Genomic DNA, 21,022 nt, shown 5'->3' on the forward strand with positions numbered 1-21,022 from the left:
TCATGAAAAAATACACATATACAATATTGGCTTTTTTACTTTGCTGGACAACGGCATGTAAAAAGCTGGATACCCTGCCCCCAAGTATTGTTAAGGATGATGACGTTTTTGCAACTGCTGCGGGGATTCAGGCCTACATGTCACGCATGTACAGCGAATTGCCTATTGAAGACTTCAGATATTCGCCCGAAAGAGGCTTGAATATGTTCTGGATCATCAGCCCTACAAGCGCTACCACCGGCGAAGCTTTAAGTCGCGACCAGAATGGCTCTATGCAGGAAAACACAGGCCTTTCAACCTGGGGCGATTGTTACAGGGTTATCAGGGATGCCAACTATTTTGCAGAAACCCTGCCTAAATATGCAAGCAACTTCACCAACGATCAGGTAAATAACTGGTTAGGTGAAGCAAGGTTTGTACGTGCTGCTACTTACTTTGCACTGGTTAAACGCTATGGCGGTGTGCCGCTTGTTGATAAAGTACTTAACTACCCTGAGCAAAGTATTGAGGAGCTGAAAATACCTCGTTCGTCTGAAGAAAAGATCTATGATTTTATCGGTACCGATCTGGATTATGCTTACACTAACCTTCCTGAAACTAACCAGGCGGGCAGGGCCAGCAAATATGCAGCTGCCGGTTTCAAATCAAGGGCAATGCTTTACGCCGGTACAATAGCTAAATACAACCAAATTACATTGGTTGATGGCAGCGGAAACAGGCTTTGCGGTATCCCGGTTGCAAAAGCGGTTACTTACTTTAAAGCAGCTTATGACGCGGCGGCATTGCTTGACGGCAAATACAGCTTATACAAAAAAGCATGGGCTGCGGGTGATAAAAATGCGCAGTACCTAAACTACGTGAACATGTTTTTTGATGCATCCAGCCCCGAAAACATATTTGTACGCCAGTATCACTACCCCGAATCGGTACATGGTTATGATGCCTACAACGTACCCCGCCAGTTAATGGGCGCTAATGGTTACTCGTCTGAAGTTAACCCTACGCTGGATTTTGTGGAGCTGTTTGACGGTTTTCCTAAAAATGCTGATGGTACCATCAAAACTACAACCGGTGGTAAATACGATCTGTACACCAACACCATGGATATATTTGCCAATGCCGAACCAAGGTTAAGGGCAACCGTAGTTTTGCCGGGTGATGTAATGAAAGGTGTAAGCATCGAGATCCGCAGGGGGATTTATACAGGCCCTTCGGCAGGTGGAATCAGTCCGCTGTTGCCTGCAGGTTCGACTGCTCATTATCCTACTGATAATATTGTTCAATCGGCCAACGCCAGCCAAACGCCATACAAATTGCCAAATGGTACAACTATGAACCCTGCCGGTTTAAGCGGTTATTTCACAGGCGATGGTACCAATTCTGTTTCAGGCTTCTCTATCCGTAAATATATCGTACCGGATAAACCAACATCCGAAGTATTGGAAAACCGTTCTGATCAAACCTGGATAGAATTGCGTTATGCCGAGGTATTACTTAACCGTGCCGAAGCTGCTGTAGAATTAAATGCATTAGGCCAGTCGGATAAAAGCTACTTACAGGATGCCTTTACCCAGATTAATGCTATCCGTGAGCGTGCGGGTGCCGACCTGTTAACCGGTACAGCCAATTTAACTATCGACGTAGTTCGTAAAGAGCGTAAAAAAGAGCTTGGTTTTGAAAACAAACAATACTGGGACATGCGCCGCTGGAGGATTGCTGATAAAGAGCAAAACAGTACAATCTATCGTACGTTGATGCCTTTCTATTCGGCTAATGATGGTAAGTATTTCTTTGATGCCCGGTTAGACGAACGTAACTCAAGGTACACTTTTGACGTGCGCTGGTACTACGAGCAGATTCCACAGGGCGAGATCCAGAAAAGCCAGAATTTAATTCAAAATCCGGGTTATTAATTTTAAGAGAGAGATGAAAAAACTATTTTATAGCATAGCATTAAGTGTATTGGTTGCCGCAGGCAGCTCATGCAAAAAGGTTGATAATTATGCCGCTCCTAATGTTACCTTAAAAGGTACGGTGACCGATGCAGGGAATGGCAAAAGCCTGCAAACCGAACAGGGTTCAGGCACCCGCATTAAATTATTGGAGATAAGCTGGAGCTCAAATCCTACTCCGTTTTATATATCCTCTTTTCAGGATGGTACTTATCAAAACACCAAACTGTTTGCAGGTAAAAATGTAATTTCGGCCGAGGGCGCTTTTGTTCCATTGGTGCAGGTTGATAACACCGGCAAAACCATTGTTGATAAAAGCCAAACGGTTGATGTTAAAGATGTAACCACCGTAAACTTTTCGGTTGAGCCATTTTTACGGATAGAGTGGGTTGGCGATCCTGTTTTAAATGCTGATGGCACCATAACTACCAGCTTTAAAGTTACCCGGGGTACTGCCGATCCTAATTTTCAGCAAAACGTAAGTGATGTGGCTGTATTTGTCAATTCAAACAACTACGTAGGCAATAATAACTACGATAATCGCTACACACCTAAGCTGAGCGGTAATGATGCAAATAACTCGGTTGGTAAAACTCTTAGTCTTACTACACTTGGTGGTGCATTGCCGGGTAAAAGGAGCTATTTCATCCGCGTAGGTGCAAGGGTTTCCTATGGCCTTAATTATTATAACTATACCGACGTTAAGGAGGTAAAGGTTCCGTAAAAAGAAATAAATACCTGTGTGAGGGGGGAGCCGGCAGCGGTTCCTTCCAACACAGTTTTATAAAATATAACATCGCTAAGCCAATAGTACTTTTCGCAAGTCAAAGTCTTGTTTTTTGACTTTCAACTAAAGACTGGGGATTGAAGACTGAACGGCATTATTATTAAAACTACATTATGAAGAATACGCTGCTTTTTTGTTGTGGACTTGCCCTTGCTGCCAGCGCCTATGCGCAGGATTCTAACCCTAAACCGGCTTCCCTGAAAGAGAAAACTGCTTTTCAAACCAGCAGTCCCTGGAGGCCCGAAATTGATGTACGATCGGACATTGCCATTGTTTATGGTACCAACGATCATCCAAACATGACCTTTGAGCAACGCGTTAAATCATGGCGCGACCGTGGCTATGACGTAAATTTCATGACCGGCATTGCCTGGGGCGATTACAAAGATTACTTTTTAGGTAAATGGGATGGTAAAAACCACCTTGGCGTAGGGCAGGTAACTCAAAGAGGCGATACAATTTTCCACGGGAAGGATATGCCTTATGTTGTGCCCGATGATTCGTTTATCGAATACATGAAAACCGCCGTAGTTAAACGGGTGATAGACGTTGGTATCACCAAAATTTTTTTAGAAGAACCAGAGTTTTGGGCCCGTGCCGGGTATAGCGCCGGCTTCAAAAACCAATGGCAAAAATATTACGGCTTCCCATGGAAACCGCAGGACGCATCTCCTGAAAATACTTACTTATCAAACAAGCTAAAGTACAATCTGTATTATGAAACTATAAAACAGGTATCATCATACGCCAAAGAGTACGGCAAAAGCAAAGGCATGAACATTAAGGTGTTCATTGCTACACACTCACTGGTAAACTATTCATCATGGCAAATTGTAAGCCCGGAGGCCAGCCTGGCATCTTTACCGGGTATCGACGGATATATTGCCCAGGTATGGACAGGTACTTCGCGTGAGCCTACTTATTTTAATGGCAAGGAAAAGGAACGGGTATTCGAGAATGCGTTTCTGGAATACGGTTCGGTAGTATCCATGACGGCCCCAACCGGGAGGAAAGTATTTTTCCTTACCGACCCGATTGAAGACCGTGTACACGACTGGAGCGATTACAAACGTAACTACCAGGCTACTTTTACCGCCAAACTGTTGTACCCGATGGTTGCCGATTACGAGGTAATGCCATGGCCCGAAAGAATCTATACGCACCCCTACCCGGTATTGGGTACTAATGAAAAAACACTGATCCCCCAGTTTTATTCAACGCAGATGCAGATCATGGTAAACGCGCTGAATGATATGCCTGTTTCAACCAACAAAGTATCTGGTGTTAATGGAATCGGTGTGCTGATGAGCAATACCCTGATGTTCCAGCGTTTCCCTACACATAACGGCTTTGAAGATCCGCAGTTCTCTAACTTCTATGGTCAAACGCTGCCACTGGTAAAGCGCGGTGTGCCGGTACAAACCGTACACATGGAAAACCTGGGTTATGCCGCATCGCTTAAGGATATTAAGGTTTTGGTGATGAGCTATTCGAACATGAAACCTGTATCAGCCGAAGTTCATGAGCAACTGGCTGCCTGGGTTAAACAGGGCGGTGTATTGATTTATGTTGGCAGGGATGATGACCCTTACCAATCGGTAACGGAATGGTGGGATACCAAAGGCAATAATTTTAAAGCGCCATCACAGCACCTGTTTAAACTGCTGGGTATAAACTCAACCGGGAACGATCAGCGTTTTGCTGTTGGCAAAGGTACGGTTTATGTACTGAGGCAAAACCCCAAAGAGTATGTAATGCAGGCTAATAATGATGATAACTTCATCAAAACTGTAAAGCAAGCTTATGAAAAAGATGCCGATGGTGGTAAGCTAAAATTTAAAAATAGCATGTACCTGGAGCGTGGCCCGTATGATATTATTTCGGTAATGGATGAAAATGCCGATAGCAAGCCATATATGGTAAAGGGCCCGGTTATCGATCTGTTCGATCCGCAATTGCCGGTACTCGCCGAAAAAACGATCAATCCAAATGAGCAAGCCCTATTGTATGTAGTTAAGCGTGTTGCGGATAAAAAACAGCCAAAAGTATTGGCATCGGCCTCAAGGGTTTATGACGAAGCAGTAACAGAAAACAGTTACAGTTTTGTAGCCAAAAGCCCGATTAATACATTAAACAGCGCCCGAATCTTATTGCCGGCGCAACCGAAAGAAACAGTAGTTACCGATAACGAAGGAAAAACCATTGCTGATGTAAAATCCTCGTGGGATAAATCATCAAAAACCCTGTACCTGGGCTTTGCCAACAGTCCCGATGGTATCAAGGTGAGCATTAAATGGTAAAAGAGTCTTTTTGAGAGAGAGTTGATTTATGCTTCCGTACGTGAAATTTCACGTGCGGAAGTTTTTTTGAAAAGAGATTCCGTAATTCGCTCAAAAAATTTGTCCTTGTATTGATAACGGCTATTCGGAAGATTTTTTAATTCCCTCCCTTGGGAGGGGTGCGGTGGAAAGTGTTGTGGCGGGGAGGGGTTTGTAGGCTTTGCTAATGAATATGCATGGTGATTAACCCCTCCCTACACCCTCCCGAGGGAGGGAATCGCGCAATCCCCGTTTTAAATTTCTTTGAGTACCGATAATACTGTATTGATTTGAAAATAAAGTCCCCAAATAATAAATGAAAAAATTACTTCTCCTGGCGTTTGCCTTTTTACCGGCAGCACTTTCGGCCCAAGAAAAGGCGCCGTCACCTGTCGATCTGATCAATCCGCTCATGGGCACGCAATCAAAGCCATCGTTATCTAACGGTAATACTTACCCGGCAGTAGCCCTGCCATGGGGTATGAACTTCTGGACACCGCAAACCGGTAAAATGGGCGATGGGTGGCAGTACACTTATGAGGCCGATAAGATCCTCGGTTTTAAACAAACCCACCAGCCATCGCCCTGGATGAATGATTATGGTATGTTTTCTGTTTTTCCGGAAACAGGTAAGTTAAAACTGGATGAAAAAGATCGCGCCAGCTGGTTCTCGCATAAAGCTGAAACAGCGAAACCTTACTATTACAGCGTTTACCTGGCCGACTATGACGTAACAACTGAAATAACGCCAACCGAACGCGCTGCCAGCTTCCAGTTCACTTTCCCTAAAAGTGATAGCTCGCACATTGTGATCGACGCTTTTGATAAAGGCTCATATATAAAGATCATTCCCGGCGAACAAAAGATTATTGGTTACAGCACTAAAAACAGCGGAGCGGTACCTGCCAACTTTAAAAACTATTTTGTTATTTATGTAGATAAACCATTCGCGCTGGCTTCAACATGGCACGATTGGAAGCAGGATGCAGGCCAGTTGGAATACACTGGCGACCATGCCGGCGCAGTGATCACCCTGAAAACTGCTAAGGGCGAAAAAGTTCATTTAAAAGTAGCTTCGTCATTTATCAGCGTTGAACAAGCTGAACTGAACCTGACACGCGAGTTGGGCAACGATAATTTTGCTGCTACCTGCCAAAAAGCAAAAGATACCTGGAACAAAACGTTAAGTCGTTTAGATGTTGAAGGTGGTACTATCGACCAGACCCGTACTTTTTACAGCAGCCTTTACCGTATGCTGTTTTTCCCAAACAAGATGTATGAGGTTGATGCCAATGGGCAAAATATACATTACAGCCCTTTCAACGGTAAAGTTGCGCCGGGTTACCTGTTTGCCGGTACCGGTTTCTGGGATACCTTCAGGGCATTGTATCCTTTCCTGAACTTGGTTTACCCGTCTATCAACAAAGAAATGCAAGAAGGCCTTATCAATGATTATAAAGAAGGTGGCTGGTTGCCAGAGTGGTCGAGCCCGGGCTACGCTGATTGTATGATCGGTAACAACTCTGCATCGGTAGTTTCTGAAGCTTACCTGAAAGGCCTACGCGGTTACGATATCGAGACTTTATACCAGGCCCTTAAACACGGTGCCAACAACGAAGGGCCTAATGCTACCGGTCGCCGGGGTGTGCAGTATTATAACACTTTAGGCTATGTGCCATACAACGTAAAGGTCAACGAAAATGCCGCCCGTACTCTTGAGTATGCTTATGACGATTTTGCCATTTACCAGTTGGGTAAGGCTTTGGGCAAGCCTAAAAAGGAAATTGAGATCTACAAAAAACGCAGCCAGAACTACCGCAATATTTTTGATCCGCAAACTAAACTGATGCGCGGTAAAAACCAGGATGGTACTTTTGAAACGCCATTTAATCCGTTTAAATGGGGCGATGCCTTTACCGAAGGTAACAGCTGGCACTATAGCTGGGGCGTGTTCCACGATATTCAGGGTTTAATAAACCTGATGGGCGGCAAGCAGCAATTTGCAGCCAAGCTGGATTCGGTGTTTGAAATGCCGCCGGTATTTGATGACAGCTACTACGGTGGTGTGATCCATGAGATCCGTGAAATGCAGATTGCAGGTATGGGCCAATACGCTCACGGGAACCAGCCTATCCAGCATATGATTTACTTATATAATCACGCTAACCAGCCATGGAAAACTCAGTACTGGGTTCGCGAAGCTATGAACAGGCTGTACAGAGCCACGCCGGATGGCTATTGCGGTGACGAAGATAACGGTCAAACCTCTGCATGGTATATCTTCTCGGCCATGGGCTTTTACCCGGTTACCCCGGCCAGCGACCAGTATGTTTTAGGTGCCCCGCTGTTTAAAAAAGTAACTGTTAATTTAGAGAACGGCAAAACCATCACCATTAACGCGCCAAAAAACAGCGCGGATAACAGGTATGTAAATACACTTACTGTTGATGGTAAACCATACACCAACAACTGGTTAAGCCACAAAGGGTTATTAAACGGTGCTGTACTTGACTTTGATATGCAGGCAACTCCGAACAAAGACCGCGGCACCAAAGATGCCGATGTGCCTTATTCAATGAGTAACGAGAAGTAAACACCCCTCCCAACCCTCCCCAATAGGGAGGGCTTTTTTGTAGAGACGCATCACATGCGTCTCCCGCCACGCTGATCAATTAGCTATGACGGGAGATGCGGGTTATGCGTTTTTTGTTTTAGATATTCCATCTAAAAGTTTTGTTTTACCTACATTTAGCAATTAACACTAAACCATGAAATATCTTTTACTTTTCGTACTTATCACAACTACCTGTATTGTTAAAGCGCAGGATTTTCCGGCTTTAAAGGCGGGACAATCAAAGGCCGAACAGATCATATTGAATGGTGAAGACGGGAAGGTGATGATGGCATTTTATAATCCCAGCGCCAACAAAACTCAAAATAAACTTATTGCCTCTGTGCAGGCCAGCGCCAATAAACATATCCCTCCGGTATTATTTACTATGGCTATGGTTTTATTTGGGCAGGAAAAATATAGCGATGCCTGTTTTTGGTTTTATGTAGCGCAATTAAGATCAAGATACGATGTAAACCGCAGTGTAGATAAAACGGTATCGGCAGCCAATTGGAACGGCCCAATCGGGATGTCGATAAACCAATATGCCTTTGAGCATCTGGATACCTTAGAAAAGGTTGTTCCCCAGGTTGTAGCCTATGTAACTGCAAATGACGAGTTATATGATCAGCGATGGATCAACGTTTTAACAGCACATGATAAGGTAAAAGACGAAGACATAGATAAGTTAAGCGTTGATAAAAGCCTTTGGCCAGGTATCAAGAAAGAAACAATAGATTCTTATTATGCCGATTTTAAAGAGGTTGTGAATAAAGCCAGGCAAAAGCAATAAAGAATATGGTTTTAATTAGCTATTTAGGTTTGTTTACTTTTGATTGGTGAATTTACTTTTATCTTTTTTGTAACTTGCCTTATCAATGAAAAGCCAAAAAAGACATTATTCAGTACTAATCGCATGTCTTTTGATACTGCCTGTGGTCTTTGCTTTTTCTATGCGTCCTTTCGGCAAATACAATCTTGATTTTTTCACTACCCACAACCAATTTTACCTCTGCGATTCGGCCTTTACCGGTACCACCGGTGATACTACTTTTTGGAACAGCGACGCCCAAAATGCGCGCTTAGGAACTACTGAAGATATCATCGGCATAAAAACAGCCAGTTACGGCCACATACGGGCCGAACTTAATGTGCTGAACACGGCAGACCCGGAAAAAGATTTCAGCAAATATGATCACGTTGTTGAGGGCAGTGTAAAACTAAGTTCGGGCATTATGGAAGTCCTGAATTTTCCGGATACCAAAATTATCCTGAAAGCCATTGTTACCCCGGCAAGATATCGCGTGCGCATTTATTCGTATGCTGTAAAAAACGTGAATCCCGATGAGGACGAAGGTACCGATCACTATAAGATTACCCTTTGGCCCGGAGAAGGTAGGGAAAGGAAAGTATTGAAAGCCTACAGGGCGGACTAATCCATTTATGCCCGCCCGAAACAAGGTACATTAATCACGCACTATTTATCGCTGATCATTATCGGGTTACCTCCCTTTCCGCCGCCAATAATAATCACCTTGGCATTGGGCGAAAGCGCTATTTCTTTTTGTGCTTTTATGGCTTCGTATTGCAGTTGCTTATCCGATAACCCGGTTGAAAGGATGCGCTGATAGTCGGCAATACCCTGTGCTTCCACTCGTTTCCGCTCGGCTTCCTGGCGTTCCTTTTGCAGTACGAACTCCATTTTTTGGGCGTCCTGCTCGGCATTGATCTTTGATTCGATGCTGGCGCGTACCGAGGCTGGCAGGGTAATGTTGCGCACCAGGATCTGCTGCAGCTCAAGTCCGCGTTTTTCAAAACTGGCGGTGATGTAACGGTTTATTTTATCCTGGAACTCCTGCCGCTTAGTCGAATACAGATCGACAGCGGCATAAGCAACCGCGTTATCGCGGATGGCCGTGCGCGAAACAGGGCGAACGATCTTATCCACATAGTTTTCGCCAATGTTCTGCATAATGTACGGGGCTTTATCGGGTTTCACTTTATACAGCACCGAAAGGTCGATGGTAACCTCCAATCCATCTGATGAAAGCACGCGGATAGCATCATCACCCTCCTTTTGGCCTTCGTTATTTACTGCACTCATGGTATAGGTTTGCGTTTGGATATCGAAGGTTGTGATTTCTACAACTGGGTTTACAATGTGCAAACCGCTTTCAAGCACCTGGTCCTGCACCTTGCCAAAAAGGGTTTGAACCCCTACCTTGCCCGGCTCAATAACTTTAAATATATTGAGTAATAAGCCAAGTACCACCATGGCGATACCCACCGCGGTTACCACGCCGTTAAAGCGGCCGGCCGGTTCGGGCGAACGTTTGAGCACTATACCCACAATGAGTACAATAACTCCTAATACTGCTATAAACATGCAATGAAGTTAAGCTTTTTTTGCATGCTGCAAGCTTATTATAAGAATGTTTTTTAGGGGATTAAGGCTGTTATTGCCGGGAATTAGATGGATGCGAAAGGGGGGTATTTTTTTTGCCGACTTAGCATAACGGCACAAGTTAGCCGGCGCTTGTTCCCTTTACACAAAACTTGCGCCATTAGAAGTAGGGAAGACTTACGAAGTTTTGAAAACTTCGTAAGTCTGGGAACCTAATTAATATCGGGTTACTTAGTCCCTTTGCCTTTTTTATTTTGCGGGGCTTGCTGGGTCTCTTTAACCTGTTTCAAAAGCCTCAGCTTCATGAAAATCACAACTACGCCAACAATCATGGCACCGGCCATGATCAGGTAGTTTTTTTCGGTAAACATTTTATAAGCTACAATAAAGCACAAAGCTACACCCATGGTGTAAAGCACATTGAGCACCAGTTTAAAGCCCATTATTAGTATACGTTTAATTCAGGGTCAATTTCGGCCTGCCATGCAAGGATCCCTCCTCTTAGGTTTGACAGATTGGTAAAACCCTGCTGCTCCAGTTGCATAATAGCAGCCGCGCTGCGTTTACCACTGCGGCACATTACTACAACCGGCTTGTCTTTACTTATCTTTTCCGATTCTATCAGCACTCCGCCAAGCGGTATAAGCTGCCCGCCAAGGTTTGAAGTTTCGTATTCAAAATCTTCCCTAACATCAATCAGTTGAAAATCTTCGCCTTTGTCAATTTTCTCTTTTAGTTCTTGTACGGTTATCTCGTTCATGTTAAATGTAATTATAATTCAAAGGTAGTTTTTTTCTTAATCAAATATTTAGGCTTGTTATTTGTAACAATCAAAGTATATGAGCGTTTCATATATGTTTACACAATAATTACTTAATGAAAAAAGTTACACGCTTTTTCTGGTTCTGTTCAGGAGCACATATCGATACCTTAAAAAAGTACCCAATTGAGCATAATAAGTATGTTGGTATTGGGGCAACTATATTTTTCACTGCGCTGTTTGCCGCGTTATCCGGCGGTTATGCCATGTACTTTGTTTTTAATGGCGATGCATTTGCTGTAGGTTTTGCTATACTATTTGGTTTACTGTGGGGAACGGCCATTTTTAACATGGACCGCTACATTGTATCCAGTATCAACAAAGAAGGCACAACCAACCAGCAGATCCTGCAGGCATCGCCCCGTATTTTGCTGGCTATTATGATAGGTATTGTGATATCCCGCCCGCTTGAACTCAAGATCTTTGATAAAGAAATTCGCCAGAAACTAAAAACTGCCTATTTAAAAGGGCAACGCAGTAAAATTGATACCCTCGAAAAAACCTACATGCAGAAGTATGCCATGGAACTGGGTAAAAACACCGATCTTAAAAAAGAAAAAGATTCGCTTGAACGGGATATTAACCGCTCACGTTATCAGCTTAACCAGGAAGTTTTCGGCGATAAAACCAACCAAACATCGGGCATTACCGGTTATGGCACTTATGCAAAGCAAAAGCAGGCCATACTGGAAGAAAAGGAAGCCCGGCTTAAATCCGTTACTGATAATTTAGGGCAGATGGACCAATACCTGAGCGCCCGTAAAGATTATGAGGGACTGAACAGCACCCGTTTGTTTACCGAGCATCAACTGGACAGCCTGGCCAGCATAGCCGGCTTCTCCGACCGTAACTGGGCATTAGGCCAGCTCACCTACACTGAAAACGGCAAGCGCGACCTCGATACGTATCTCGCTATTTCGTTTATCGGCTACCTTTTCATTTTGTTTGAATGTTTGCCGGTATTTGTAAAGCTGATGTCGCCCAAAGGGCCTTATGATACGGCTATCGCCAAAACAGCCGAAGCCAATATCCACCTTGCCGAACGGGATAAGGAACGGGATATAGCGGTTACGGATAATATTTACGATCACAACCTGGATACTGATATCGAGCGGCGAAAAAAGATCATTACCTCGCAATCTGATTATGATTTTGAGCGGCATAGTTACGAGTAAAACCCTGCATTTTTCCCGTAGAGACGCATAATTGCGTCTCCCAACTATGCAGGGCCGATTTATAGGCGAAGACGCAATTATGCGTCTCTACAGTGGAATATTTTGCAATTACCAACCCAATCTCCCATCTTGCAAAACATAATATCAACCTATGTTTGAGCAATTTTCACATTCAAACTATCATTCCATTTGTGATCATCTTGCAGCTAATGATCCTGATCTGGCCCTGATCATTCAAAATCATGGCTATCCACCTTTATGGTCGCGCCCAAATAGTTTTGAAACACTGGTGCATATTATCTTAGAACAGCAGGTGTCCCTGGCTTCGGCATTATCTGCCTTAAATAAACTCCGCGAGGGGGTACAGCAAATTACCCCTGCACGGGTGCTACTGCTTACCGATGAAGAATTCAGGGCATGTTATGTAAGCCGCCAAAAAACCATCTATATAAAATACCTTGCCGAAGCCATTGTAAGCGGGCAGATCAACCTTGCCGAAATGGAACAAATGCCTGATGATATTATCCGTACCAAACTAACCTCCCTCAAAGGCATTGGCAACTGGACGGTTGATGTTTACCTGATGTTTGTATTACAGCACACCGATGTTTTCCCTATCGGGGATCTTGCCGCAGTGAATGCCCTTAAACGGGTAAAAAATCTGCCAAAAGATATTACCAAAGAAGAATTGTTAGCGGTGACCGAACAATGGAAACCATACCGAACGGTAGCGGCGATGATTTTGTGGCATTATTATCTGAGCCAAAGAGTACCGGCCCCACCCAAACCCTCCAGGCAAGGCGTTAAAAAATAAAGATATTCGGAGGCTTAAATTTAATAACACTAACCGCAAGCTGAATATCTTTATCACATCTTTCGCGTAACCCCTATATTTATTAAACAATTGATATTCAAATCATTGCACCGAATAATTCGAAATTGTGTTAACCCTGTTAACCCCCTGTTGGTGCTGTCCATGGTTGGTGTTATTACACTTTAACCTGCAAAAGTATATAAACAAAAAATGCGCTGGCTTCGCCAACGCATTAAAAATATGCTTATCAAAGCCCCCCCTTTAGGGGCTGTCAAACATTAAATAGCCCATTCCTCTCCTGTTCCTGGTAATCCTGTACGGTTTCAATGGCATTATCAACCACATCGCTCAGGGCGGTAATGAATGTTCCGGGGCGGGCCAGGCTCATGGCGTGTTTAATAGCGTCAACTTCTTTAGGCACTACTTCAACCTGCTTGTTAGGATCAACTGATTCAATTCCCTCCCTGAGTAAACCAATAATATTTTCGGCGGTGCGGCCGCGCAGGTGTTTTTCCTGGCGCAGGATGATATAATCAAACATTTCGGCCGATATTTTACCCAGTTCGCGGATGTCGTCATCCCTCCTGTCGCCGGTGCCGGCTATGATACCTATTTTAAGCGGCGAATCGATATGTCTTAAAAACTCCTTGATGCCGGTGTACCCATCCGGATTGTGGGCAAAATCAATCATGAAGCGGAAATCCTTAAACTCAAAAATATTCATACGGCCAGGCGTTTGCGATGCCGATGGAATAAAGGTTTCGAGCGAGATCTTGATATCCTCGGTTTTAAATCCCCATAAAAACGTAGCCAGTGTTGCTGCAAGCACATTCTCAATCATGAAGGGCACAGTACCGCCAAACGTAAGCGGGATCAGGATAGTACGCTGTACGCGGATCTTCCAGTCGCCTTTTAAAATGGTGATAAACCCGTTTTCGCAAATAGCGGCGATGCCCCCTTTTTTGCAATGCGATTTAATGATTGGGTTATTTTCATTACGACTAAAGTAGGCGATGTTACATTCGGCCTTTTTGCCAATGCGTACGCAATACTCGTTATCGGCATTTAAAACGCCCCAGCCATCCTTCTTAACCGAGTTAAGCACTACGCTTTTCACGCGTGAAAGGTCTTCCAATGAATGAATGTCCGATAAGCCAAGGTGATCTTCCTGGATATTGGTAACTACCCCTATATCGCAAAAGCCAAAACCGAGGCCCGAGCGCAGGATACCCCCGCGGGCTGTTTCCAATACCGCGAAATCAACCGTTGGATCTTTTAGTATAAACTCCGAGCTTACCGGGCCGGTTGTATCGCCCTTCAGCATCATATTGTTTTGTACATAGATCCCATCCGAGGTGGTGAAACCTACCCGGTGACCGTTATTTTTAACAATGTGGGCTATCAAACGGGTGGTAGTGGTTTTACCGTTAGTCCCGGTAATAGCAATGATAGGGATGCGGGCCGATTTACCGGCCGGGTAAAGCATATCAATCACATGTCCGGCTACGTTGCGGGGCAAACCTTCGCTTGGAGCAATATGCATCCTGAAGCCCGGTGCGGCATTAACTTCCAGTATCACTCCACCTGTATCGGTAAGCGGCTCGGTAAGGTTTTGCGCCATGATGTCGATGCCGCAAATATCCAGGCCGATGATTTTAGAAATGCGCTCACAAATAAAAATATTTTGCGGGTGCACATGGTCGGTAACATCAACAGAGGTGCCGCCTGTACTTAGGTTAGCAGTTGATTTTACATAAACCACCTCATCTTTTTCGGGAACGGTTTCAAGCGTGTAGTCTTTTTTTGCCAACAGATCGAGGGTGTCACGGTCGATAGTTATCTCGGTAAGCACATTCTCGTGCCCGTAACCGCGGCGCGGATCGGTATTTTCAAGGTCGATCAATTCCTGGATATTCAGCCTGCCATCGCCGGTAACATGTGCCGGTTTACGAAGGGCGGCAGCAACCATTTTATTATCGATCACCAACACCCTGAAATCAAAGCCGGTAACATATCGCTCTACAATTACCCGGCGCGATATTTTGGCGGCGTGCTCGTAGGCCTCAATGGCTTCTTCTTCGGTTTTTATGTTGATAGAGATACCGCGGCCGTGGTTGCCATCAAGCGGTTTAAACACCAGCGGGAAGCCCACTTTGCGGATGGCATCCGGCACAGCCGATGCGGATGAAATAGTTACGCCTTTAGCAACAGGGATGGCCTGCTCCTGTAAAAGTCGTTTGGTTTCTTCCTTGTTGCTGGCAATATCAACGGCAATGCTGCTGGTTTTTTCGGTCATGGTAGCGCGGAAACGTACCTGGTTTTTGCCGTAACCCAACTGCACTAACGATTGGTTGTTAAGCCTGATCCATGGGATATCCCTCGCGATCGCTTCTTCCACAATTGACCCGGTACTTGGCCCCAGACGGGTATTTTCCCTAATCTCGCGCATTTGCTGAATATCAGCATCCAGGTTGTAATCCTCGCCTTTTATCAAGGCTTCGGTTATGCGTACGGCCGATTCGGCTGCAAAAACGCCAACTTTTTCTTCCAGATAAGCAAATACTACATTGTATACACCTTTGGTTTTGGTTTCGCGGGTGCGGCCAAAGCCGGTATCCATACCGGCAAGGGTTTGTATTTCCAGAGCTATGTGCTCAATGACGTGTCCCATCCAAGTGCCGGCAATCACCCGCTGAAAAAAACCGCCGGGTACACCGGGCGAGCAGCGGTGGCTGTATAACGATGGTAACAGCTTTTCAAGCCGTTCATAAAAGTCATCAATTTCATTAGAGGGGCGGTGCTCCATCTCCTGCAGGTCAAGCCGCATTTGTATTAATTTTTTGCGCCTGATGCTCCAAATGTTGGGTCCGCGTAGTACCTGGATATTCTCGATCTTCATTATGTAGGATGCTATTTTTTTGTCAGTCTGATTTTCCCCTTAAAACTATAAAACATAACACGGGAATAAAATTTTTGATGGCGAAAAGCCATTATTTATTATTAGTTCCTGTGTTTGTGCATGTTTTTATCGTAATTTGTATATAGTTGTATTAAGATAGTGTGAAATAATCATGATTGTCCCGAAAGGTAAGCTAATAATTATAGGCGGCGCGGTTGATATGGGGAGCAATGTTACCCTCCAGGAACATATTTTGCAGCCCGATTATATCAAATTTTTTGAACAAGGCATATTAAGGCGCATAATTAACGAATCTGCTAAGCACGAAGGCTCACAAATTGAAGTGATCACCACCGCCTCTCAAATCCCCGAGCTTGTCGGCGCCGAGTATATCAAGGCGTTTGGCCAGCTCAACGTTACCAATGTGAACGTATTACATATCAAAAGCCGCGAAGATGCGGGGAACAAGGCATACTTAGACAGGATCCGCAAAGCCGATGTAGTGATGTTCAGCGGCGGCGACCAGCTCAGGCTAACAGCCATTTTTGGCGGCACCGAATTTTTACAGATCCTTAAACAACGCTATCAAAAAGAGAATTTCGTTATTGCCGGAACGTCAGCAGGCGCTGCAGCGGCTTCTACACATATGATCTACCGCGGGCAAAGTAACGAAGCCCTGGTTAAAGGCGAAGTGCAGATAACCGCCGGCCTTGGCTTTATCGATTCGGTTATTGTTGACACTCACTTTGTACAGCGTGGCCGCATAGGCCGGTTAATGTATGCCGTGGCAACTAATCCCGGTATTTTAGGGATAGGTTTGGGCGAGGATACCGGACTGCTCATTACCGAAGGTTATATGATGGAAGCTATCGGCTCGGGCCTTATTATTTTGGTTGACGGACGCAACATCGTATCAACTAATATATACGATGTGGAGCTTGGTTCGCCAATATCTATCGAAAACCTGCGGGTGCACGTCATGTCGATATTTGATAAGTACGATCTGGTGCAGCACCGTTTAATCATAAAAAAGAGCGTAAAAGTTGAAGAAGGTGTTTTTATAAATGCACCAGGCAGCAAACTTCTACAATAATTTAAACTGCATAAAGTTCTTATAAATACCCTGGCCTTATTTATGCAGTACATCTACTTTAATTTATAATTATGAAAATAATTATTCACGGCGGTTTTTTTAGCGAATCGCATACCAACCAGGAAGTAAAGCTGGCCAAACAGGAAGCCCTGAACGGCATAGTGCAGTTAGGATACAAACACCTGCAACATCACACTGCTGCCGAAACGGCCGTTTATACCGTAAGGCTGCTTGAAGATTGCGAACTTTTTAATGCCGGAACGGGATCACAGATCCAGAGCGATGGCAAGATCCGCCTCAGTGCCTCTTTGATGGATGGCAAAACCCAACGCTTTTCGGGCGTCATCAACATTGAAGATGTTAAAAACCCTATCTGTGTAGCCGAAAAACTTCAAGCCTACGATGATCGTGTATTGAGCGGCAAAGGAGCATGCGATTTTGCTATAGAAAACGGTCATAAATATTATAACCCCGAAATCCCGCAGCGACGTCACGAATATGAACAAAAACTAAGCGATTCCATCAGGCTTGGCACCGTGGGCTGCGTTGCATTGGATGTGCATGGAAACCTGGCAGCCGCAACGAGTACCGGGGGCAAAGGTTTTGAAATTCCCGGCCGTGTTAGTGATTCGGCCACTACTGCAGGAAATTATGCCAATGAGTTTGCCGGCGTTTCATGTACCGGCGTAGGTGAAGATATTGTAAGTGGCTCGGTAGCTGTTAAAATTGTTACGCGAGTAACCGATGGCATGCCCCTTATGGCCGCTACCGAAAAAACCCTCGATGAAATGAAACCTTACGACGGCTTTGCCGGTGTGATAGGCATTACTACTGATGGGCAGATCTATCACTCAGACACCCACCCTTACATGGTATGGGCCCTGCATGACGGAGATATTGAAGTTTTTAACTAAAACCTAAATTTATTTTTCCCGTAGAAAGGGTATAAGTTAAGCACCTGTAAAATAACGGTGGCCTTTAGGCGTTTACGTATTTACTGCATTTTACGGGTATTGTTTTCCCGTTAACAAATAATTACATTTGTTAAGCTGATTAATTTAAAAATAAACAGTTTAAACCCAGGAAAAAGATTAGATGAGATATTTCCTACTTATTATTTTATGCGCTGTTGGGTTCGATGCATCAGCGCAATGGTATTACAAGCCATTCAATAAGCGTACCCGGTCTCCGCAAATGGCTTATGCACAAAGCCACTCTATTAAAAGGCTGCCCGCTCCTATAGTGGCTAAAGTAAAAATCCGCCCGTTTACTATTGAACATACCCCATATGTACTGGCCATGATCGAGGAATCGGTTATGAAAACCGCGCAGCACAATATGCGTTTTCATGTGTACAATGCCGCCAGCTACAACTTTAGCGACCTGGCCCAGATGTATATGAAACAAAACCGCCTGGCCGAGGCCAAATGGTTCCTGCTGCAAAGTATTACCATATCGCGCCAGCAAAATGACGACAGGCACACCATAGCCAACCTGCTCGACCTTGCAACTGTAAAAGCTGATTACGGCGATTACGCACAAGCTAAACAGGACCTGGCCGAAGCCCGACAACTGGCTGTTGCCCGCGGTTTGACTTTTGACCTGGCTACAGTAGAGAAAAAAACGCGCTATTTACAGGACAATAAATTCAACACGCTGCATACCGAAACCCATTTTGCCGAAACCGCCGATGCAGGTACAATTACCAAACCGGTTAACAAATAGTATTTTTTTGTAACAAAAACGTAAAATGGTGTTGCCTGCATACTATTAGTAAAACATAATCGTATTATTGTTATTAGTAATTAAGAGACAGCATATTGACTGTCTCTTTTTTATTTTACATTAGCAAATTAATAATAGGCACAAGTATTGATGTTTTACACCAACCCCGATTTAACTACAGTAAAAGATATGTTTAAGAAAGTATATTTGTTATTGGTGCTGGGCGCAGCCCTCGCCTGTAAAGCATCACCATCCAAACCTGTTAAAGTAGCAGGTTCAAATGATTTACAGCCCGATGAACAGCAAAGCCTTGTTTGTAAGCAGGTAGCATCATTAATCTCTAACTACAACTATAAAAAAGTTCCGCTGAACGATTCAGTATCCGCCATCATTTACGACCGGTATATCAAATCGCTCGACGAGAACCACAGCTATTTTTTAGCATCTGATATCAAGGATTTTGAAAAATATAAAACCGTACTTGATGATGACATTAAAGCCGGCAACCTGGCCGATGCTTTTTATATCTTCAACGTTTTTCAGAAAAGATATATCGAGCATGTAAAATATTCGCTTGAGCAGATCAATAAAAATTTCGATTTCAATAAAACTGAAACCTTTGTTTATGATCGCGATAAACTGCCATGGATTGCTTCGCAAAGCGAAATGGATGCCATGTGGACCAAGCGCGTAAAATACGATTTGCTAAACCTGAAACTGGCCAATGCAGATATGGCCAAAAACAAGGAAACACTTAAGAAACGTTACGAAAACCTGTTAACACAAACCAACAAGCTATCAAACCAGGACGTTTTTCAATACTTTATGGATGCCTTTACAGAGGCTATTGATCCGCACACCAACTACTTTAACCCGTCAAACGCAGCTAATTTCAATATCGAAATGTCGCGCCAGGTTGAAGGGATCGGTGCTTCACTACAGGTGGAAAACGAGTATGTAACGATTAAAACCATTGTACCGGGCGGCCCTGCAGATAAAAGCCACCAGATAAGTGTCGATGACCGTATCGTTGCAGTAGCCCAGGGTAAAACCGGCGAATTCCAGAACGTGGTGGGATGGCGTGTTGATAATGCCATCGCTATCATCCGCGGTACTAAAGGCACAACGGTAAGGCTTGAAATATTGCCTGCCGGTGCAAATGCATCAAGCAAACCCAAAGTGGTTGAAATGGTACGTGAGAAGATCATCCTGAAAGACCAATCGGCCAAAAAAGAGATCCGCACTTACAACAGCAATGGTAAAACTGTTAGGATAGGTGTAATATCTATCCCTGCCTTCTACATTGATTTTAATGATTATAAAGCAGGCAACCCTAACTACAAAAGCACCACCCACGATGTTAAGGCAATCCTTGACTCGTTAAAGAAAGAAAATGTAGATGGCCTGGTGATCGACCTTCGTGAAAACGGTGGTGGTTCATTGATGGAAGCTATTGAGCTTACTGGTCTGTTCATTAAAACCGGCCCTGTAGTACAGGTGCGTGACACTAAAGACCAGGTGGAAATTGATAAAGACGAGGATGCGGACATCACCTATAGCGGCCCTATGGCGGTACTGGTTGACCGTTTTAGCGCTTCGGCCTCTGAAATTTTCTCAGGCGCTATCCAGGATTACGGCCGCGGTTTGATATTGGGTACCCAAACTTATGGTAAAGGCTCGGTACAAAGCGCTATCGATCTTGACCGGGTGATTGGTTCTTCACTTCGTGAAAAAATTGCAGGCGTTGTTGGCGGTTCCAAAAAAATAACCTCAACGGGCAGCCAAAGCACTTACGGACAACTTAATCTTACCATAGCTAAATTCTATCGTATCAGCGGTAATTCAACCCAGCACAAAGGCGTAACACCTGATATTTCATTCCCGTCCGTTATTCCATTGGATAAATATGGCGAAGATACCGAACCATCAGCAATGCCTTTTGACATCATTGCCAAAACTGATTACACCAAAACAGGCGATTTTACCGGCGTACTGCCACAGCTAAAAAAACTGCACGACCAACGCATGTCCGGCAGCGACAGCTATAAATACCTGCTTGAAGATATTGCTGATTTCAAAAAACATGATGCCGATGACAGCGTATCGTTAAAAGAATCTGATTTGAAGAAACAACGTGACGACGATGAAACCAAAGCGTTTGAACGTAACAATCTGCGTCGGGTAGCATTAGGTTTGCCAGCCCTTAAAAAGGGTCAAACCAAACCTAAAAACGAAGACCTTGACTTTGTAAAACGCGAAGCCGGCCAAATCATGACCGATTATATCAGCCTTGACAATAAGTATACAAGCGTATCGCAACCGGCTAACTAAGCAAATTATTAATAATATTGAACGCCCGGCATCTTTCAATGCCGGGCGTTTTTATTTAAACACGAATGCTTTGCATGTGAAGAAATTAAATCG

At 44.3% G+C, this 21,022-nt stretch carries 16 protein-coding genes; 12 read left to right on the forward strand and 4 right to left on the reverse strand.

The window, feature by feature from the left end; translation table 11 throughout:
- Positions 1 to 2 precede the first annotated feature (2 nt).
- The 6 genes from DIU38_RS22355 (at position 3) to DIU38_RS22380 (ending at position 9,104) form a co-directional block, all read left to right on the forward strand.
- On the forward strand, positions 3 to 1,913 hold the full coding sequence (locus DIU38_RS22355; protein WP_112651796.1) for a RagB/SusD family nutrient uptake outer membrane protein: 1,911 nt from the start codon (positions 3 to 5) through the stop codon (positions 1,911 to 1,913).
- Positions 1,914 to 1,926: 13 nt separating this feature from the next.
- Positions 1,927 to 2,676, forward strand: a complete 750-nt coding sequence (locus tag DIU38_RS22360) for a DUF3823 domain-containing protein (protein WP_112651640.1) — start codon at positions 1,927 to 1,929, stop codon at positions 2,674 to 2,676.
- Positions 2,677 to 2,852: 176 nt separating this feature from the next.
- On the forward strand, positions 2,853 to 5,039 hold the full coding sequence (locus tag DIU38_RS22365) for a hypothetical protein (protein ID WP_208057740.1): 2,187 nt from the start codon (positions 2,853 to 2,855) through the stop codon (positions 5,037 to 5,039).
- A 334-nt stretch (positions 5,040 to 5,373) separates the two neighbouring features.
- Positions 5,374 to 7,650 (forward strand): GH92 family glycosyl hydrolase, encoded by a 2,277-nt coding sequence (locus tag DIU38_RS22370; protein WP_112651644.1) that lies wholly within the window; start codon positions 5,374 to 5,376, stop codon positions 7,648 to 7,650.
- Positions 7,651 to 7,825: 175 nt separating this feature from the next.
- The gene (locus DIU38_RS22375; protein ID WP_112651646.1) at positions 7,826 to 8,461 is read left to right on the forward strand and encodes a hypothetical protein; all 636 of its coding nucleotides are present in this window, start codon (positions 7,826 to 7,828) and stop codon (positions 8,459 to 8,461) included.
- An 85-nt stretch (positions 8,462 to 8,546) separates the two neighbouring features.
- A complete protein-coding gene (locus DIU38_RS22380) occupies positions 8,547 to 9,104 on the forward strand; it encodes a hypothetical protein (protein ID WP_146750349.1) in 558 nt (185 codons plus the stop codon).
- Between the two features lie 41 nt (positions 9,105 to 9,145).
- Here the strand turns inward: DIU38_RS22380 and DIU38_RS22385 are convergent, their stop codons facing one another.
- The 3 genes from DIU38_RS22385 to DIU38_RS22395 all read right to left on the reverse strand — a co-directional run bounded on the left by DIU38_RS22385 (position 9,146) and on the right by DIU38_RS22395 (position 10,832).
- Positions 9,146 to 10,054 carry a prohibitin family protein gene (locus tag DIU38_RS22385; protein WP_112651650.1) on the reverse strand — a complete coding sequence of 303 codons (909 nt, stop codon included), beginning with the start codon at positions 10,052 to 10,054 and terminating at the stop codon, positions 9,146 to 9,148.
- A gap of 245 nt (positions 10,055 to 10,299) precedes the next feature.
- Positions 10,300 to 10,515 carry a DUF6358 family protein gene (locus DIU38_RS22390; RefSeq protein ID WP_112651652.1) on the reverse strand — a complete coding sequence of 72 codons (216 nt, stop codon included), beginning with the start codon at positions 10,513 to 10,515 and terminating at the stop codon, positions 10,300 to 10,302.
- Between the two features lie 2 nt (positions 10,516 to 10,517).
- Entirely contained in the window at positions 10,518 to 10,832 is a 315-nt protein-coding gene (locus tag DIU38_RS22395; RefSeq protein WP_090531100.1) for a rhodanese-like domain-containing protein, read from the reverse strand.
- A gap of 116 nt (positions 10,833 to 10,948) precedes the next feature.
- Between DIU38_RS22395 and DIU38_RS22400 the strand changes: the two genes are divergently transcribed.
- A complete protein-coding gene (locus DIU38_RS22400) occupies positions 10,949 to 12,067 on the forward strand; it encodes a DUF4407 domain-containing protein (RefSeq protein WP_090531102.1) in 1,119 nt (372 codons plus the stop codon).
- A gap of 151 nt (positions 12,068 to 12,218) precedes the next feature.
- Positions 12,219 to 12,881: a DNA-3-methyladenine glycosylase family protein gene (locus tag DIU38_RS22405; protein WP_112651654.1), complete on the forward strand. Its 663-nt coding sequence runs from the start codon at positions 12,219 to 12,221 to the stop codon at positions 12,879 to 12,881.
- A 271-nt stretch (positions 12,882 to 13,152) separates the two neighbouring features.
- Here DIU38_RS22405 and cphA read toward each other — a convergent pair whose 3' ends face one another.
- The gene (gene cphA, locus DIU38_RS22410; protein ID WP_112651656.1) at positions 13,153 to 15,780 is read right to left on the reverse strand and encodes a cyanophycin synthetase; all 2,628 of its coding nucleotides are present in this window, start codon (positions 15,778 to 15,780) and stop codon (positions 13,153 to 13,155) included.
- A gap of 172 nt (positions 15,781 to 15,952) precedes the next feature.
- Here cphA and DIU38_RS22415 point away from each other — a divergent pair, with 172 nt between their 5' ends.
- The 4 genes from DIU38_RS22415 to DIU38_RS22430 all read left to right on the forward strand — a co-directional run bounded on the left by DIU38_RS22415 (position 15,953) and on the right by DIU38_RS22430 (position 20,929).
- A complete protein-coding gene (locus tag DIU38_RS22415; RefSeq protein ID WP_090531111.1) occupies positions 15,953 to 16,873 on the forward strand; it encodes a cyanophycinase in 921 nt (306 codons plus the stop codon).
- A gap of 71 nt (positions 16,874 to 16,944) precedes the next feature.
- A complete protein-coding gene (locus DIU38_RS22420; protein ID WP_091172868.1) occupies positions 16,945 to 17,787 on the forward strand; it encodes an isoaspartyl peptidase/L-asparaginase in 843 nt (280 codons plus the stop codon).
- Between the two features lie 181 nt (positions 17,788 to 17,968).
- The gene (locus DIU38_RS22425; protein ID WP_112651658.1) at positions 17,969 to 18,598 is read left to right on the forward strand and encodes a tetratricopeptide repeat protein; all 630 of its coding nucleotides are present in this window, start codon (positions 17,969 to 17,971) and stop codon (positions 18,596 to 18,598) included.
- Between the two features lie 189 nt (positions 18,599 to 18,787).
- Positions 18,788 to 20,929, forward strand: a complete 2,142-nt coding sequence (locus tag DIU38_RS22430) for a carboxy terminal-processing peptidase (protein ID WP_112651798.1) — start codon at positions 18,788 to 18,790, stop codon at positions 20,927 to 20,929.
- The last annotated feature ends 93 nt before the right edge of the window (positions 20,930 to 21,022 follow it).

Source organism: Mucilaginibacter metallidurans (assembly GCF_003286435.2).
Taxonomy (GTDB): Bacteria; Bacteroidota; Bacteroidia; order Sphingobacteriales; family Sphingobacteriaceae; genus Mucilaginibacter; species Mucilaginibacter gossypii.

Excerpts from the sequence above, each read along its gene's own strand:
- DIU38_RS22355 (WP_112651796.1), top strand. The coding sequence starts at position 3 with ATGAAAAAATACACATATACAATATTGGCTTTTTTACTTTGCTGGACA.
- DIU38_RS22360 (WP_112651640.1), top strand. The coding sequence starts at position 1,927 with ATGAAAAAACTATTTTATAGCATAGCATTAAGTGTATTGGTTGCCGCA.
- DIU38_RS22365 (WP_208057740.1), top strand. The coding sequence starts at position 2,853 with ATGAAGAATACGCTGCTTTTTTGTTGTGGACTTGCCCTTGCTGCCAGC.
- DIU38_RS22370 (WP_112651644.1), top strand. The coding sequence starts at position 5,374 with ATGAAAAAATTACTTCTCCTGGCGTTTGCCTTTTTACCGGCAGCACTT.
- DIU38_RS22375 (WP_112651646.1), top strand. The coding sequence starts at position 7,826 with ATGAAATATCTTTTACTTTTCGTACTTATCACAACTACCTGTATTGTT.
- DIU38_RS22380 (WP_146750349.1), top strand. The coding sequence starts at position 8,547 with ATGAAAAGCCAAAAAAGACATTATTCAGTACTAATCGCATGTCTTTTG.
- DIU38_RS22385 (WP_112651650.1), bottom strand. The coding sequence starts at position 10,054 with ATGTTTATAGCAGTATTAGGAGTTATTGTACTCATTGTGGGTATAGTG.
- DIU38_RS22390 (WP_112651652.1), bottom strand. The coding sequence starts at position 10,515 with ATGGGCTTTAAACTGGTGCTCAATGTGCTTTACACCATGGGTGTAGCT.
- DIU38_RS22395 (WP_090531100.1), bottom strand. The coding sequence starts at position 10,832 with ATGAACGAGATAACCGTACAAGAACTAAAAGAGAAAATTGACAAAGGC.
- DIU38_RS22400 (WP_090531102.1), top strand. The coding sequence starts at position 10,949 with ATGAAAAAAGTTACACGCTTTTTCTGGTTCTGTTCAGGAGCACATATC.
- DIU38_RS22405 (WP_112651654.1), top strand. The coding sequence starts at position 12,219 with ATGTTTGAGCAATTTTCACATTCAAACTATCATTCCATTTGTGATCAT.
- cphA (WP_112651656.1), bottom strand. The coding sequence starts at position 15,780 with ATGAAGATCGAGAATATCCAGGTACTACGCGGACCCAACATTTGGAGC.
- DIU38_RS22415 (WP_090531111.1), top strand. The coding sequence starts at position 15,953 with ATGATTGTCCCGAAAGGTAAGCTAATAATTATAGGCGGCGCGGTTGAT.
- DIU38_RS22420 (WP_091172868.1), top strand. The coding sequence starts at position 16,945 with ATGAAAATAATTATTCACGGCGGTTTTTTTAGCGAATCGCATACCAAC.
- DIU38_RS22425 (WP_112651658.1), top strand. The coding sequence starts at position 17,969 with ATGAGATATTTCCTACTTATTATTTTATGCGCTGTTGGGTTCGATGCA.
- DIU38_RS22430 (WP_112651798.1), top strand. The coding sequence starts at position 18,788 with ATGTTTAAGAAAGTATATTTGTTATTGGTGCTGGGCGCAGCCCTCGCC.